Origin of the sequence: Streptomyces sp. NPDC049687 (assembly GCF_044465285.1) — a bacterium.
In the GTDB taxonomy this organism is placed as follows: domain Bacteria; phylum Actinomycetota; class Actinomycetes; order Streptomycetales; family Streptomycetaceae; genus Streptomyces.
Map to the genome: position 1 here is coordinate 400,445 of NZ_JBITLN010000004.1, position 14,417 is coordinate 414,861.

The 14,417-nt window shown below is 72.5% G+C and carries 15 protein-coding genes; 6 read left to right on the top strand and 9 right to left on the bottom strand.

Features of this window, described 5'->3' with window-relative positions; all coding sequences use genetic code 11:
* Nucleotides 1–45: 45 nt before the first annotated feature.
* A complete protein-coding gene (locus tag ACIBVL_RS15975) occupies nucleotides 46–711 on the bottom strand; it encodes a hypothetical protein (protein WP_399097736.1) in 666 nt (221 codons plus the stop codon).
* A 467-nt stretch (nucleotides 712–1,178) separates the two neighbouring features.
* On the opposite strand from ACIBVL_RS15975, the gene ACIBVL_RS15980 reads away from it, so the two are divergent.
* The 6 genes from ACIBVL_RS15980 to ACIBVL_RS16005 all read left to right on the top strand — a co-directional run bounded on the left by ACIBVL_RS15980 (nucleotide 1,179) and on the right by ACIBVL_RS16005 (nucleotide 8,289).
* Nucleotides 1,179–3,062 carry a gamma-glutamyltransferase family protein gene (locus tag ACIBVL_RS15980; protein ID WP_399097737.1) on the top strand — a complete coding sequence of 628 codons (1,884 nt, stop codon included), beginning with the start codon at nucleotides 1,179–1,181 and terminating at the stop codon, nucleotides 3,060–3,062.
* 98 nt (nucleotides 3,063–3,160) lie between these two features.
* A complete protein-coding gene (locus ACIBVL_RS15985; protein ID WP_399097738.1) occupies nucleotides 3,161–4,018 on the top strand; it encodes an inositol monophosphatase family protein in 858 nt (285 codons plus the stop codon).
* A gap of 131 nt (nucleotides 4,019–4,149) precedes the next feature.
* Nucleotides 4,150–5,562: a phytoene desaturase family protein gene (locus ACIBVL_RS15990; RefSeq protein ID WP_399097739.1), complete on the top strand. Its 1,413-nt coding sequence runs from the start codon at nucleotides 4,150–4,152 to the stop codon at nucleotides 5,560–5,562.
* 23 nt (nucleotides 5,563–5,585) lie between these two features.
* On the top strand, nucleotides 5,586–6,095 hold the full coding sequence (locus tag ACIBVL_RS15995) for an O-acetyl-ADP-ribose deacetylase (RefSeq protein ID WP_399097740.1): 510 nt from the start codon (nucleotides 5,586–5,588) through the stop codon (nucleotides 6,093–6,095).
* A 60-nt stretch (nucleotides 6,096–6,155) separates the two neighbouring features.
* Complete coding sequence (locus ACIBVL_RS16000; protein WP_399097741.1) at nucleotides 6,156–7,220, top strand: nitrous oxide reductase family maturation protein NosD; 1,065 nt, start codon at nucleotides 6,156–6,158, stop codon at nucleotides 7,218–7,220.
* Between the two features lie 40 nt (nucleotides 7,221–7,260).
* A complete protein-coding gene (locus ACIBVL_RS16005; RefSeq protein ID WP_399097742.1) occupies nucleotides 7,261–8,289 on the top strand; it encodes a methyltransferase in 1,029 nt (342 codons plus the stop codon).
* A 72-nt stretch (nucleotides 8,290–8,361) separates the two neighbouring features.
* On the opposite strand, the gene ACIBVL_RS16010 is transcribed toward ACIBVL_RS16005, so the two are convergent.
* From ACIBVL_RS16010 to ACIBVL_RS16045, 8 genes are all read right to left on the bottom strand, one after another.
* Nucleotides 8,362–8,694, bottom strand: a complete 333-nt coding sequence (locus ACIBVL_RS16010) for a TcmI family type II polyketide cyclase (RefSeq protein ID WP_399097743.1) — start codon at nucleotides 8,692–8,694, stop codon at nucleotides 8,362–8,364.
* Between the two features lie 22 nt (nucleotides 8,695–8,716).
* Nucleotides 8,717–9,196 carry an SRPBCC family protein gene (locus ACIBVL_RS16015; RefSeq protein ID WP_399097744.1) on the bottom strand — a complete coding sequence of 160 codons (480 nt, stop codon included), beginning with the start codon at nucleotides 9,194–9,196 and terminating at the stop codon, nucleotides 8,717–8,719.
* A gap of 1 nt (nucleotide 9,197) precedes the next feature.
* Entirely contained in the window at nucleotides 9,198–9,455 is a 258-nt protein-coding gene (locus ACIBVL_RS16020) for an acyl carrier protein (protein WP_399097745.1), read from the bottom strand.
* Nucleotides 9,456–9,485: 30 nt separating this feature from the next.
* Nucleotides 9,486–10,739 carry a ketosynthase chain-length factor gene (locus tag ACIBVL_RS16025; protein ID WP_399097746.1) on the bottom strand — a complete coding sequence of 418 codons (1,254 nt, stop codon included), beginning with the start codon at nucleotides 10,737–10,739 and terminating at the stop codon, nucleotides 9,486–9,488.
* On the bottom strand, nucleotides 10,736–12,004 hold the full coding sequence (locus ACIBVL_RS16030) for a beta-ketoacyl-[acyl-carrier-protein] synthase family protein (protein ID WP_399097747.1): 1,269 nt from the start codon (nucleotides 12,002–12,004) through the stop codon (nucleotides 10,736–10,738). Before ACIBVL_RS16030 ends, ACIBVL_RS16025 begins: the two co-directional genes overlap by 4 nt.
* Entirely contained in the window at nucleotides 12,001–12,402 is a 402-nt protein-coding gene (locus ACIBVL_RS16035) for a cupin domain-containing protein (RefSeq protein ID WP_399097748.1), read from the bottom strand. The genes ACIBVL_RS16030 and ACIBVL_RS16035 overlap by 4 nt, the downstream gene beginning before the upstream one ends.
* 48 nt (nucleotides 12,403–12,450) lie before the next feature.
* A complete protein-coding gene (locus ACIBVL_RS16040) occupies nucleotides 12,451–13,548 on the bottom strand; it encodes a SchA/CurD-like domain-containing protein (RefSeq protein ID WP_399097749.1) in 1,098 nt (365 codons plus the stop codon).
* A 133-nt stretch (nucleotides 13,549–13,681) separates the two neighbouring features.
* Nucleotides 13,682–14,410, bottom strand: coding sequence for a class F sortase (locus ACIBVL_RS16045; protein WP_399097750.1), 729 nt, complete (start codon nucleotides 14,408–14,410; stop codon nucleotides 13,682–13,684).
* Nucleotides 14,411–14,417: the final 7 nt, after the last annotated feature.

Here is a 14,417-nt window from a genome sequence, read left to right on the forward strand (position 1 = left end):
TGCGGGCCGGTGTTCGCCGGGCCGACCGCGGTTCGAAGCCGGGACTCAGCCGCTCGACTTCCGCAGCGCGGCCACCGCGTCCTTCGCCGCCTTGATGGCACCCGTGTTGATCACATCCGTGCCGGGCGCCTTCTTCGACTCGAAGTCGCTGCCGTTGTAGGTGATGACCACCAGCGCGTTGGCGACCCGGGCGATGACGGTGCCCTCCCGCGTCTGCTGCTTGTCCTCCGTCGTGAGGTTCACCACCGAGTAGCCGTCGTCGCCCAGTCCCGGCACGGCGCCACCGCCGCTCTTCTCCTTCAGGCGCTCCTTGTACGACGTCTGCGCCGCCTGGTCCGACTCCGTGATCTCGAAGGAGACGTCCAGCCAGCGGTAGTCGTACCCCTTGAGCGCGTTCCAGGAGCAGGTGCGGCGCAGCTCGGTGTCCGTGGAGGGGATCTCCTTGCCGGCCGTCTTGGCGCCCGGCACCAGCGAGGTGACCGTCTTGGTGGCCACGCTCGTGCAGGGCGCGGGTGCGGCGGCATACGTCTTGGACACGGCGGCCCCGGACGGGCCGGACGTCTTCTCCGGCTGGGTCTTCCGCGTCTCCTTGCCCGCGCTGTCCTGCGCGTCGGTGTCCGGACCGGACGTCAGCGCCCAGCCCGCGCAGGCCAGCACGGCCACCGGGGTCAGGCGCGCGGTGAGGGCGAGCGGCAGAGGGAGAGAACGCACGGCGCGCTTTCGTGGGGGACGGTGCGGACAGCAGTCCGCAGTGCGGACAATGACGCCAGTGTCACACGACTCCCTGTGAGGCGGAAGCGAAAACTCGCAGCGTACACGGGTGGTGACGAAGGGGCACACCCCTTCTGACGTATCGTCGGATTTATCGTGCTTATGGAGAGAAAAGGGATATGTCCCCGTGGTCGAATCGTCGCCCGGACGGACCCGCCCCCGAGACCCGCGCCCGTCACCTCGGTGAGCAGCTCACGGCGGCCGCCACCTCCCTCGCCCTGCTCTTCGGCCTCGCGATGACGCGGTACCACGACCGCGGGGGCCACATACGCTGTGAACCCGCGTAAGAGCTCCGATCAGGAGTGGAGCCCGGCTCGGGCTCCACTCCTGATCGGAGCTCTAAGGCACGCCCCCCGTGGATAGCCTCCTCGTCGACCAGTCGGAGCGCGCGCCCAGCGAGGTGAGAGATGAGCTTCACCACCCGGCCCACCCTTCAGGGCACCTTCGGCATGGTGTCCTCCACGCACTGGCTCGCCTCCCAGTCGGCGATGGCCCTCCTGGAGGACGGAGGCAACGCCTACGACGCCGCCGTCGCCGGGGCGTTCGTGCTGCACGTCGTCGAGCCGCACCTCAACGGGCCCGCGGGCGAGGTCCCGATCCTGCTCGCTCCGGCGGGCGGTGAGGTACGGGTGCTGTGCGGGCAGGGCGTGGCACCGGCGGGCGCGACGGCCGCCCACTACCGGGGGCTCGGCCTGGACCTCGTACCGGGTACGGGACCGCTGGCCGCCGCCGTCCCCGGCGCGTTCGACGCCTGGATGCTGCTCCTGCGCGACCATGGGACCAAGGACCTGGCCGACGTCCTGAAGCACGCGATCGGGTACGCCGAGCACGGGCACGCGCCCGTCGAGAACGTCGGCGCGACCGTCGAGACCGTGCGGGAGCTGTTCGAGACCGAGTGGACCTCGTCGGCCGAGGTGTACCTGCCGGACGGGAAGGCGCCACGAGCCGGTGAGCTCTTCCGCAACCCCGCCCTCGCCGCCACCTGGAAGCGGCTGCTCGCCGAGACCGCGGGGGCAGGGGGCCGGGAGGAGCGGATCGAGGCCGCGCGGCAGGTGTGGCGGAGCGGATTCGTCGCCGAGGCGCTCGTCCGGCAGGCCGCCCGGCCCACCCTGGACACCAGCGGCGAGCGCCACACCGGCACACTCACGGCCGCCGACCTCGCCGGCTGGTCCGCGACCTACGAGGCGCCGGCGGCGTACGACTGGAACGGCTGGACCGTGTGCAAGGCCGGCCCCTGGAGCCAGGGCCCCGCCCTGCTCCAGCAACTCGCCCTGCTCCCGCCCGAGTTGCCCGCGTACGGTTCCGCGGAGTACGTCCATCTGCTCGTCGAGGGCTGCAAGCTCGCCATGGCCGACCGGGAGGCCTGGTACGGCGACGCGGCCGACGTCCCGCTGGCCGAACTGCTGTCGGACACCTACAACGCCGGGCGCCGGTCGCTCGTCGGCGACACGGCGTCCCACGAACTGCGGCCCGGCAGCCCGGGCGGCCGGGCCCCACGGCTGTGCACGCACGCGTACCTCGTCGCCACCGACGAGCCCGGACTCGAGCCGCCGGGCGCCGGTGAGCCGACGGTCGCCAAGGGCCCGGCCTCACCAGTGCCGGGAGAGCCCGGGACGGCCCGTGGGGCACGCGGGCGTGCGGGGGAGGCCTCGCGGGGCGGTCCCGACGTCCGCGCGGACGGGCTCACCCGGGGCGACACCTGCCATCTCGACGTCGTCGACCGCTGGGGCAACATGGTCGCGGCCACTCCCAGCGGCGGCTGGCTGCAGTCCAACCCGGTCGTGCCCGAGCTGGGCTTCCCGCTCGGCACCCGGCTGCAGATGACCTGGCTCGAGGAGGGCCTGCCAAACTCGCTCACCCCCGGCCGCCGCCCCCGTACCACCCTGACCCCCTCCCTCGCCCTGCGCGACGGGGTGCCGGTGCTGGCGTTCGGCACGCCCGGCGGTGACCAGCAGGACCAGTGGCAACTGCACTTCTTCCTCGCCGTCGCCCTCCACGCGCGGGTGCGCGGAGGCCTCGACCTCCAGGGCGCGATCGACGCCCCGAACTGGCACAACGACTCCTTCCCCGGTTCCTTCTACCCGCGCGGCATGCGGCCCGGCAGCGTCACCGTGGAGTCCCGGATGCCGTCCGCGGTGGTGGAGGAACTGCGGCGGCGCGGCCACGACGTGACCGTCGGCGACCCCTGGTCCGAGGGACGGCTGTGCGCCGTCGCCCGCGACCCGCGCACCGGGATCCTGTCGGCGGCCGCCAACCCGCGGGGCATGCAGGGGTACGCGGTGGGCCGCTGACCGCCCGCCGAGCGGCGCGCACCCGTTCTTCATCCCGATTCCGCCTGAAGTGCACCGGCGGGGTGGGGATTGTCAGTGGGGCGTGCTCTCATGGACGCATGATCGAAGACAAGGAAACCATCGACGAGTTTCTCGCCCGCCGCTCGGCCGAGGTGGAGGACGCGGTCCGCAAGGCCGCCGCCACCGAGATCATGCCCCGCTTCCGGCAGCTCGCCGCGCACGAGATCGTCCAGAAGAGCGGCCCCCACGACCTGGTGACCGACGCCGACCGGGGCGCCGAACTGTTCCTCACCGACGCCCTCGGCTCCCTCCTGCCCGGCTCGGTCGTCGTCGGCGAGGAGGCGGTCCACGCCAACCCGGCGACGTACGAGGCCATACAGGGCGACGCGCCGGTCTGGATCGTCGACCCGGTCGACGGCACCCGCCAGTTCGTGCACGGCGACGACGGATTCTGCACCCTGGTCGCGCTCGCCCACCACGGCGTCCTGCGCGCCTCCTGGACGTACGCCCCGGCCCGCGACCAGTTCGCCACCGCCGTGCGCGGCGGTGGCGCCTTCCTCGACGGAAAGCGGCTGTTCGCCGGGCCGCCCGCCCCCGGCCGCGACCTGGTGGTGGCCACCTCCCACCCCGACTACACCACCGACGAGCAGAAGCACGCCCTGCTCGCCCTGCGCACGGACGGCGTCGCACCGCGCCCCTGCGGTTCCGCGGGCCTGGAGTATCTCGCCGTCGCCCGGGGCGAGCTGGACGCCACCGCCTTCTCCTGGGAGGCCGCCTGGGACCACGCGGCCGGCCTGCTGCTGGTCGAGGAGGCGGGCGGCGCCCATCTGACCCTCGCCGGCGAACCCTTCCGCATCACCGGCGGCAACACCCTGCCCTTCACCGCCGCCCGCGACGCGGCGACGGCCCGCCGGGTGGCGGGTCTGCTGTCGGGCGCGGGGGTAGCGGCGGGCTGAGGCCCGCTGCGGCGGACCGGCCGGTTCCGGGCCCGTGCCGAGAGGGCTGTCATACCCCCGGCATATCCTGATCCCGGAGGCCGCCGGTCTGCGGAGGCCACCCGCTGACGAAGGGGTCGGAAGTGCCGTCGATGCTCGATGCGGTCGTGGTGGGGGCGGGGCCCAACGGGCTGACCGCCGCGGTGGAGCTGGCCAGGCGCGGTTTCTCCGTGGCGCTCTTCGAGGCACGCGACACGGTGGGCGGGGGCGCCCGCACCGAGGAGCTCACCCTGCCCGGCTTCCGCCACGACCCCTGCTCCGCCGCCCACCCCCTCGGCATCAACTCCCCGGCCTTCCGCGCCCTGCCCCTGGAGCGCTACGGCCTTGAGTGGCTGCACGCCGAGCTGCCGATGGCGCACCCCTTCCCCGACGGCACCGCCGCCGTGCTCTCCCGCTCCGTCGCGGAGACCGCCGCGTCCTTCGGCCCCCGCGACGCGGGCGCGTACCGCCGTCTCGTCGAGCCCTTCCTGCCCCGCTGGGACACCCTCGTCCGCGATTTCATGTCCCTGCCGCTCACCGCGCTCCCGCGCGACCCGGTCACCCTGGCCCGCTTCGGCCTGGCCGGCCTGCCCCCGTCCACCTGGCTCACCCGCCGCTTCCGCGACGAACCGGCCAAGACCCTCTTCGCCGGCCTCGTCGCCCACGTCATGGCCCCCCTGGGCGGCATCGCCACCGGCGCCGTCGGCCTGGTCTTCGCCCTCGCCGCACACGCCCGAGGCTGGCCGGTGGCCCGCGGCGGCTCCCAGGCCGTCTCCGACGCCCTCGCCGCCCACCTGGCCGACCTCGGCGGCAGCATCCACACCGACTACGAGGTCAAGCGCCTCGACGACCTGCCTCCGGCCCGCGCCTACGTCTTCGACACCTCACCCACCGCCCTCGCCCGCATCGCCGGTTTCGGCAGCCACTACGAACGGTTCCGGTACGGCGCCGCCGCCTTCAAGGTCGACTACGCGCTCGACGGACCGGTCCCCTGGACCGCGAAGGAGGCGCGCGTGGCGGGGACGGTGCAGATCGGCGCGGACAGCGCGGAGATCGGCGCCGCCCTGCGCGCCGCCGCCAGGGAGGGCCGCGCCCCCGACCGCCCCTTCATGATCACCGTCCAGCCGAGCATCGTCGACCCCAGCCGCGCCCCGGCAGGCAAGCAGGTGTTCTGGGCCTACGGCCATGTACCCAACGGCTGGACCGGCGACCTCACCGGCGCCCTGGAACGCCAACTCGAGCGGTTCGCCCCGGGATTCAGCGACCGCGTCCTCGCCCGCGCGATCTCCGGCCCCGCCGAACTCGCCGCCCGCAACGCCAACTACGTCGGCGGCGACATCGCCTCCGGCGCGGCCACCGGCCTCCAGCTGCTGCTGCGCCCCAAGCTGTCCCTGTCCCCCTACTCCACCCCGCACCCGGCCGTGTTCATCTGCTCCTCGGCCACCCCGCCGGGCCCGGGTGTCCACGGCATGTCGGGCCACAACGCGGCGAAGGCGGTGTGGCGCAGACTGCGGCAGCAGGGCTGACCGGTTTTGGTATACACACGGCCATGACCACCATCACGCTCGTCCAGGGCGACATCACCGCTCAGTCCGTGGACGCCGTCGTCAACGCGGCCAACTCCTCGCTCCTCGGCGGCGGTGGCGTCGACGGCGCCATCCACCGCAAGGGCGGACCCGCGATCCTCGCCGACTGCCGACGCCTGCGCGCCTCTTCCTACGGCAAGGGCCTCCGCACCGGGCAGGCGGTCGCCACGACCGCGGGCGAACTGGACGCCCGCTGGGTGATCCACACCGTGGGCCCCGTGTACAGCGCGAGCGAGGACCGGTCGGAGCTGCTGGCCTCCTGCTACCGGGAGTCCCTGCGGGTCGCGGACGAACTGGGCGCCCGCACGGTCGCGTTCCCCGCCGTCTCGGCCGGCATCTACGGCTGGCCGATGGACGACGCGGCCCGGATCGCGGTGGAGACGGTGCGGGCGACCAGGACGGACGTCGAGGAAGTGAGGTTCGTGCTGTTCGACGAGCGGGCCTACGCGGCGTTCGGGCAGCGGGTGAGGTGACACGCCGCCGGACGGCCCATACGGCAGGTAAGACTCCAGCGCATGCATATGGTACGCAATATGACGAAATGCCATATTGCGTACCTGGCGTGCACCGCGGCGCTCGCCGGGGTCGGCCTCGGTGCCGCTCCGCCCGCCGCCCACCCCGTGACCCATGTGGTCCACCCCGGACAGTCGATCCAGAAGGCGGTGGACGCCGCCGCGCCGGGAGACACCGTTCTCGTGCGGCCCGGCACCTACCGCGAGAGCGTCACCGTCCACACCGACCGGGTGACCCTGCGCGGCACGAGCCCCAGAACCGTGCTCCGTCCGGCCGCCGTCACCGGGAAGAAGGCCGGCACCTGCGCCGCGGACGGCAACGGCGTCTGTGTGACGGGTACGAAGGACCGCAAGGTCAAGGGCGTCACCGTCGCCTCCCTGACCGTCTCCGGGTTCACCAGGAACGGCGTGTACGCCACGGCCACGGACGGGCTCACCGTACGGGACGTCACGGCGGAGAAGAACGGGGTCTGGGGCATCGCCGCGGAGGCGTCGGTGCGCACCGTGTTCCGGGGCAACACCGCCCGCGACAACGGTGACGCCGGACTGTTCCTCGCCAACAGCGTCAAGGAGGAGCAGGGCGCCACGGAGACCAAGGGCACCCTGGTCAAGGGCAACCGGCTGGAGGGCAACCGGATCGGCGTCACCGTCCGCCGGCTGCGCGACCTCACCGTCGCCCGCAACCGGATGACCGGCAACTGCGCGGCCGTCTTCGTCGTCGGCGACGAGAACAAGCCGAAGGCCGGCCACGTCACCGTGCGCGACAACCGCATCACCCGTAACAACAAGTCCTGCCCGAAGACCGCCCGGCTGGACGCCCTCCAGGGCTCCGGCATCGTCCTGACCGGCGCCGAGGACAGCGTCGTCACCCGGAACACGATCACGGACAACGTCGGCTCGTCCCCGCTCTCCGGCGGGATCGTCCTGTTCAAGAGCTTCGTCGGCACCACATCCGAGCGGAACCGGATCAGCGACAACGTGCTGCACGGCAACTCCCCGGCCGACCTCGTCGTCACGGACACCGGCAAGGGCAACACCTTCGAACGCAACTCCTGCAAGGCGTCCCGGCCAGCGGGGCTGTGCTGACCGGACAACCCCCGACCGACAAGAGGAAGAAAGGCGGCACATGACGACCGCTCAAAGCGCCCCGCCCCCACCCATGCGGCTGAGGGAGCTCGTGTTCGGGGCGGCATGTGCCGCCGCCCTGCGCGCCTGCGCCCGGCTCGGCGTCGCCGACGCCCTCGGCGAGGGACCCATGACCGTGGAGGACCTCGCGGCCGCGGTGAAGACCGAACCGAAACCGCTGCGCCGGCTGCTGCGGGCCCTGTCCTGCCACGGCGTCTTCGCCGAGCGGCCGGACGGGACCTTCACCCACACCGAGATGTCCCGGCTGCTGCGCGAGGACGACCCCCACAGCCTGCGCAACATCACCCTGTGGTGCACCGAGCCGTGGACCTGGGACGCCTGGCCCAAGCTGGACGAGGCGGTCCGCACCGGGCGCAACGTCGTGGAGGACCTGTACGGCAAGGAGTTCTTCACCTACCTCAACGAGGACGCCCCCGAGTCGGCCGAGGTCTTCAACCGGGCCATGACCACCTCCAGCGAGCAGTCGGCGCGGGAGGTCGCGGCCCTGCTCGACCTGTCGGGCAGCAGCTCGGTCGCCGACATCGGCGGCGGTCAGGGGCACGTGGTGGCCAGCCTGCTCGACAAGTACCCGGCGATGCGGGGCGCCCTGCTCGACCTGCCGCGCGTCGTCGAGAACGCCCTGCCCCGGCTCCGCCAGGGCGGCGACCTCGCGCAGCGCACCCGGATCGTGCCCGGCGACGTCCGCGTGGCCGTCCCCGTCGAGGCCGACGTCTACGTCATCAAGAACATCCTGGAGTGGGACGACGAGTCCACGGCCAGGACCCTCGCCAACGTCATCGGCGCGGGCGGACCCGGCACCCGGGTCGTCGTCATCGAGAACCTCGTGGACGACACCCCCTCCATGCGGTTCAGCACCGCCATGGACCTGCTGCTGCTCCTCAACGTCGGCGGGGCGAAGCACACCACCGAGTCCATGGTGAGCCGGCTGACCGAGGCCGGCCTGGTCATCGACGACATCCGTCCGGTCAACCCCTATCTGCACGCGTTCGACTGCCACGTCCCCGAGTGACGGCCTCCCCCCGTACCACCGGTCGCCGGGCCCGCAGCGTCGCGGACCCGGCGACCGGTGACGCCGGCGGGATCAGCCGGCGGGGTCGCGCTCCCAGAGGTAGAAGCGCCGCGCCATCGCGTCCTTCGGGGACCGCCAGGTGTCGGGGTCGTACGCGCTGACGTACGCCGCCAGACGCTCGCTGACGTCCCGGAACTCGGGATGACCGGTGACCTTGGCGATGGCGGGGCCGGGCTCGCGCTCGGACTCGATCAGATGCAGGTACACGTCGCCGAACTGGAAGAGGCTGCGCCGGACGACCCCGACGAGATGCGGCAGCTCTCCCCGGTCCGACTCCTCGAACACCTTGGCGATGTCCGGGGCGGAGCCCGGGGCCATCCGGGCGACGATCAGGGCTTGGTGCATGGGGGAGTGTCCTCCGTCCGGCTCAGTCGGTCAGGCCCCGAGTGGCCCCGCGCTCCGCGGCGGCCTTCTCGATGCGGTCCCGGATCAAGGCCATCTGGACCTTGGAGTTCCGGTTGATGTTGTCGGTCATCCACTCGTCGTCGACCGGCGCGTCCGGCTTCATCGCGAAGTCCTGCGTCCAGATCATCCGCGTACCGGCCGGGACCTCCTCGTACCGCCAGTGGATGTCCATGTGGGCGAACGGCCCGGTCTCCACGCGGCGGGCCCGCACGCTCAGCGTGTCGCGGTCCGGCTCCCGCTCGGAGACCCAGCTCCAGACCTTGCCGTTCTCGTCCGGGTGCATGGTCAGCCGGAACGTGGTCTTGCGCCCCTCCCGGGAGAGGATCTCCACGGAGGCGTACTCGCTGAACAGCCGCGGCCAGTTCTCCAGGTCGTTGGTCATGTCCCAGACCAGGTCCAGCGGGGCGGCGACGGTGATCTCGTTCTGCGTGTGTCCGGTCATGTCACGCCCCCGCCGGCAGCGCGCTGTTCACCAGATCCAGGAACTGCCGGGGCGTCTTGCAGCGCTCGGCGTCCGGCGGCATCGGCGCGCCGTACCGGTTCTCCAGCTCGCCCACGATGCCCAGCAGGCCGAGCGAGTCGATGCCCAGCTCGTCGAAACCGGTGTCGGACCGCTGTTCGAGCTCCGCCGGCGGGACGGTGATCCCGGCGGCCTTCTTCATCAGCTCGGACAGCTCTTCCACGGTGATGTGGTCACTCATGCGGTTCCACTCCTTGTGTTCTGCGGCGCCTCACGAGGAGGCGTGGGCGGCGCCGTGCCGCAGCACCAGCGCCGAGTTCGACCCCATGAGGCCCCGGCTGAGGACCAGTGCCGTGCGCAGCTCGGCGGCACGGGCACGGACGGTCACCAGGTCGAGGTCATGGCAGATGTCGAAGACATGGGGGGTGGGCGGGATCAGGCCGTGCTCCATCGCGAGCACCGCGGCCGCCGTGTCCAGCACCGGAGCCCCGCCGTAGGCGCGGCCGATGCCGGTCTTCGGCGCCGTGACCGGCACCTTCCGGCCGTGTGCGCCGAGCGCGTCGGCGATCGCGAGGGCCTCGGCCCGGTCCGCCTCCGGCACACCGAGGGCGTCGGCGAAGACCACGTCGATCTCCTCCGGGGCACAGCCCGCCTCGTCCAGCGCGCCCCGGATGGCCTGGGCGAGCCCCTCCCGGGACTCCGCCCAGCGGGAGGCGCCGGTGAAGGTCGCCGAATGCCCGTCGAGGGTGGCCCGGACGCGAGCCCCCCGCTCCCGGGCCGAGGCCGCGGCCTCCACGACGAACATGGCACCGCCCTCGGCGGGCACGAACCCGCAGGCGGAGTCGGTGAACGGACGGTAGGCGCGCTCCGGCTCCTCGACGGTGCTCAGCGCGTCGTAGCCGAGCTGGCAGACCACCGAGTACGGCGCGAGCGGCGCCTCGGTCGAGCCGGTCACCAGCACATCGGTGCCGCGCCGCACCGCCCGCGCCGCGTGCGCGAGGGCGTCCAGACCGCCCGCCTCGTCCGCGGCGACCACCGAGCAGGGGCCCTTGAAGCCGCGACGGATGGAGATCTGGCCGGTGCTCGCCGCGTAGAACCAGGCGATCGACTGGTACGGCCCCACGAACCGGCTGCCCTTTCCCCACAGCCGCTGCAGTTCCCGCTGCCCGAACTCACCGCCGCCGCTGCCGGCCGCGGTGACCACGCCCACCGAGTACGGGGCCTCGGCGGTGTCGGCCTGCCCGAGTCGGGCGTCCTCCAGCGCGAGGTCGGCCGCGGCCATCGCGAAGTGCGTGAACCGGTCCGTCTGGACGAGGAAACGCTCCTCCACGGCGCCCGTCGGGTCGAAGTCCCGGACCTCGCCGGCCACCCGCAGCGGCAGGTGCTCGCACCCCTCGCGGGTCACCCGGTCCAGGGCGCTGATGCCTTCCTGCGTGGCCTTCCAGAAGGCCCGGGTGCTGGTTCCGTTGGGCGCGATCACACCGATTCCGGTGACGGCGGCGCGCCGTGGACGCGGTTCGCTCATCGTGTCCTCTCCCTCGGCCGGGTCAGGACCACCGCGGACTGGAACCCGCCGAACCCGCTGCCCACGGAGAGCACGCTGTTCAGCGTCCGTTCGCGCGCGACCCGCGGCACATAGTCCAGGTCGCACTCGGGGTCGGGGGTCTCGTAGTTCGCGGTGGGCGGTACCACCTGGTGGGCCAGGGCCAGGACGCAGGCGACGACCTCGATCGCGCCGATCGCGCCGAGCGAGTGACCCACCATGGACTTGATGGAGCTCATCGGGGTGTCGTAGGCGTGCTGCCCCAGGGCCCGCTTCACGGCGGCCGTCTCATGGCGGTCGTTCTGCTGGGTGCCCGACCCGTGCGCGTTGACGTAGTCGATGGCCGTGGGGTCGAGACGGGCGTGGTCGAGGGCGAAGCCGATGGCCCGGGCCATCTCCAGGCCCTCCTTGGTCAGACCGGTCATGTGGTAGGCGTTGCCGAAGGTGGCGTAGCCGCCCAGCTCGCAGTAGACGCGCGCGCCCCGGGCCTTGGCGTGTTCCAGTTCCTCCAGCACCAGTACGGCGCCGCCCTCACCCATGACGAACCCGTTGCGGTCGGCGTCGAAGGGGCGGGAGGCGTGGGCGGGGTCGTCGTTGTTCGGCGACGTCGCCTTGATCGCGTCGAAGCACGCCATGGTGATCGGGGAGATCGGCGAGTCCGACGCACCGGCTATGCAGACGTCGGCCCGGCCCTCCTCGATCGTGTGGAAGGCGTACCCGACGGCGTCGAGCCCCGAGGTGCAGCCGGTGGAGACGGTCTGCACCGGGCCGCGCGCCTCGAACCGCTCGGCCACCGTGGCGGCGAGGGTGGCGGGCGTGAACGCGCGGTGCAGATGCGACTCCGCCTGCCCGTGGTCCACGTCCCAGCGCTGCCCGCGATGGCTGACCAGCACATAGTCGTGTTCGAGGCGGGTGGTGCCGCCGACCGCGGTGCCCAGCGACACCCCGACCCGCCACGGGTTCTCCCGGCCGAGGTCGAGCCCGGCGTCACGCACCGCCTCCTCCCCGGCGACCAGCGCGAACTGTATGTACCGGTCGCTGCGGGCGATCTGCTCGGCGTCCAGGCCGTGGGCCGCCGGGTCGAAGTCGCACTCGGCGGCGATCCGCGACCGCAGGCCGGCCGGGTCGAAGAAGGTGATGCCCCGCGTCGCGGTCCGCCCGTGCGAGAGCAGGTCCCAGAACGCCGGTGCCCCGATGCCGCCGGGGGCGACGACACCTATGCCGGTGACGGCCACGCGCCGGCTCATGAGACCACCTCGGCCGTCTCCTCGGTGTCGACATGGCCGAGCGGCGGGCTCGGGGCCAGCGGACCGAGGTGGAAGACGATCCGTGCCTCCACCTTGCCGACGTTGCGGAAGCGGTGGCGCATGTGCATCGGGATCAGCAGCCCCTGCTCCGGCCGCAGCGGCTGGGGCTCGCCGTCCAGGTCGACCTCGAGCTGCCCGCAGACGACGTACACGAACTCCTCGGAGTACGGGTGGTAGTGCTCGCCGATGCGGTCGCCGGGCTGGATGATGGCCACGCCCATGAAACCGCTGGTGGAGCCGACCGTGGCCGGGGTGAGCATGGCACGCAGGTCGCCGCCGCGCCGGGTGTTGGGCTCGACCTCGCTCAGATCCACGATTCTGGGACGGGAATTGATCACGACGTTGCTCCGATCGTGTGCTGTGTCGGCGGGGAGGCCGGGGAGGGGTCAGGCGCCGGGCGAGCGGCGGTCGGTGACGAGGGCCATCCGGGCGGGCCCGGTGGAACCCTCGAGTTCACGGTCGTTCAGCAGCTTCTTCAGCTCGGCGGCCTTCGGGGACAGGGCGGGGTCGTCGGCGCCGACACCGTGCCGTACGTCGACCAGCCGCACCACGACGTCGTCGCGCTGGAAGATCGTGCTGCGCAGCACCGGGGACTTCGGGTCGTCCGCGGCCCTCTCGTCCCGCCCTGCCAGCAGCCGGGCCAGCTCCAGGCCGCAGCCGGGCTTCGCCGGGTAGTAGAGGGCGTGCCGCTCGGCCTTCGGGTCCTCCTGGTCCGCCGTCACATGGTGGACGGCGGGCAGTGCCGCCCGGGTGAAGAAGACCCGCGCCGAATCGGGGTCGTCGAGGTCCCGGTCCTGCTCCAGATAGGGGTTGATGGCCTCCTCGACGGCCCGCACCTCGGGCTGCCGGGCGACATGGCGCAGCGCCGCGAGGAGGTCGCCGCGCACCTCGATGGCCCGCACCACCCGGTTGCCGTGCATGAACAGGGAGGTGCGGCACAGCCGGGTGGTCTCGTCGACCTTCGGGTCGGGCGAGGCGTAGTCGGCGAGGATCTTCGCCACGGCCTCCTCGCTGCCCGGCCGCACGGTGAAGGTGAGCGCGTGGCGGATCACGCCGTCCCCCATGCGGGGCGCGGCCTGCAGACTGCGCTCGGCGGCCGACGCCGGGCCACCGGTCTCGCGTACGACGTGGAAGCGCAGCGAACGGGTGTCGCGGACGCAGCTGTGCAGCGGCTTCACCATCTCCACGTGCTCCTCGCTGTTCACCCAGGTGAGGAACGGCGGGGCGCTCTCCCACTCACTGGTGATGAGCCACTGCGAGGGGTTCTCGATGGACTGGCAGAGCTGGTCGTTGACATGCCCGGGGACGGACGCGACCTGGTTGCAGAGCTGCTCGTACGCCTCGAGGAACTGCTGCTGGGCGCCGTCGTAGACGTCCACCAGCAGGACGACCCGCAGGCGGGAGCCGTCGAACACGGACTGGGAGACACGCTGCGAGACCTGGCGGGCCGACGGCGCGGAGGCGGGGGCGGAGGTGGTGGTCATACGGGGCACATCTCCTTGTGGACTTCGGTCGCGGTGACGCGAGGTGAACGTGACTCGATCCTGGGCCGGTCCCCACCGGCGCGCGATTCGGATGGATCACGCGGGTGACCGGTCACCCCTGGGGGTGACGGGCTCACGCGAGATGGGCGAAGACGACCAGGTTGTCCGTGTAGTCCCGGACCCCGTGGTCGTAGGCACCCGCGCAGGTGATGAGCCGGGCCTCGGCCCGGCTCGTGTCGTTGTAGACCCGCTCGCTGGGGAAGTCGTCCTTGGCGAACGTCTCCACGCTGTCGACCACGAAGTGCGCGCTGCGCCCGTCGGCCCGCAGGACGTCGAAGACGTCGCCCTTCCGGAGTTCCCTCAGCCCGGCGAAGACGGCGGCGGACGTCTTCGTGTCGACGTGCCCGGCGATGATCGAGGTGCCGGTCTCACCGGGGGAGGGGCCCTTGGCGTACCAGCCGACGAGGTTGGTGTCGTCCGGGGGAGGCGCTTCCAGCTGCCCCTTGGGGCCGATGGCGAGGTCCGTGAAGGGGGCGTCCACCGAGATCCTCGGGATACGCAGGCGTACGGGCCGCGCGCGCGGCAGACGTGGGCCCGCCGGCTGCCCGGCGCGAGCGGCCGGGGCGGACGAGCGGGGTACCTCGGAGGCCACTGGGGCCTCGGGGGCCTCGGGGGCCACTGGGGCCTGGGGCGCCTGCCGGGCCTGCGGCGGGCGGGAGGTGCCGGACGACGACGTGTCGTTGCCGCCGACCAGGACCAACGCCAGGATCAGCAGCGCCACGGCGCACAGCACGGTCAGGGTCGAGCGCGACCCCTGTTCGGTCGGCTCCGGTTCGGCGGAGGAGGGAGGGGGGACTGCCATCGGGGAA

Excerpts from the sequence above, each read along its gene's own strand:
- ACIBVL_RS15995 (WP_399097740.1), top strand. The coding sequence starts at position 5,586 with ATGACCACCATCACGCTCGTCCAGGGCGACATCACCGCTCAGTCCGTG.
- ACIBVL_RS15980 (WP_399097737.1), top strand. The coding sequence starts at position 1,179 with ATGAGCTTCACCACCCGGCCCACCCTTCAGGGCACCTTCGGCATGGTG.
- ACIBVL_RS16025 (WP_399097746.1), bottom strand. The coding sequence starts at position 10,739 with ATGAGCGAACCGCGTCCACGGCGCGCCGCCGTCACCGGAATCGGTGTG.
- ACIBVL_RS16030 (WP_399097747.1), bottom strand. The coding sequence starts at position 12,004 with ATGAGCCGGCGCGTGGCCGTCACCGGCATAGGTGTCGTCGCCCCCGGC.
- ACIBVL_RS16040 (WP_399097749.1), bottom strand. The coding sequence starts at position 13,548 with ATGACCACCACCTCCGCCCCCGCCTCCGCGCCGTCGGCCCGCCAGGTC.
- ACIBVL_RS15990 (WP_399097739.1), top strand. The coding sequence starts at position 4,150 with ATGCTCGATGCGGTCGTGGTGGGGGCGGGGCCCAACGGGCTGACCGCC.
- ACIBVL_RS16045 (WP_399097750.1), bottom strand. The coding sequence starts at position 14,410 with ATGGCAGTCCCCCCTCCCTCCTCCGCCGAACCGGAGCCGACCGAACAG.
- ACIBVL_RS16010 (WP_399097743.1), bottom strand. The coding sequence starts at position 8,694 with ATGCACCAAGCCCTGATCGTCGCCCGGATGGCCCCGGGCTCCGCCCCG.
- ACIBVL_RS16015 (WP_399097744.1), bottom strand. The coding sequence starts at position 9,196 with ATGACCGGACACACGCAGAACGAGATCACCGTCGCCGCCCCGCTGGAC.
- ACIBVL_RS16020 (WP_399097745.1), bottom strand. The coding sequence starts at position 9,455 with ATGAGTGACCACATCACCGTGGAAGAGCTGTCCGAGCTGATGAAGAAG.
- ACIBVL_RS16000 (WP_399097741.1), top strand. The coding sequence starts at position 6,156 with ATGACGAAATGCCATATTGCGTACCTGGCGTGCACCGCGGCGCTCGCC.
- ACIBVL_RS15985 (WP_399097738.1), top strand. The coding sequence starts at position 3,161 with ATGATCGAAGACAAGGAAACCATCGACGAGTTTCTCGCCCGCCGCTCG.
- ACIBVL_RS16005 (WP_399097742.1), top strand. The coding sequence starts at position 7,261 with ATGACGACCGCTCAAAGCGCCCCGCCCCCACCCATGCGGCTGAGGGAG.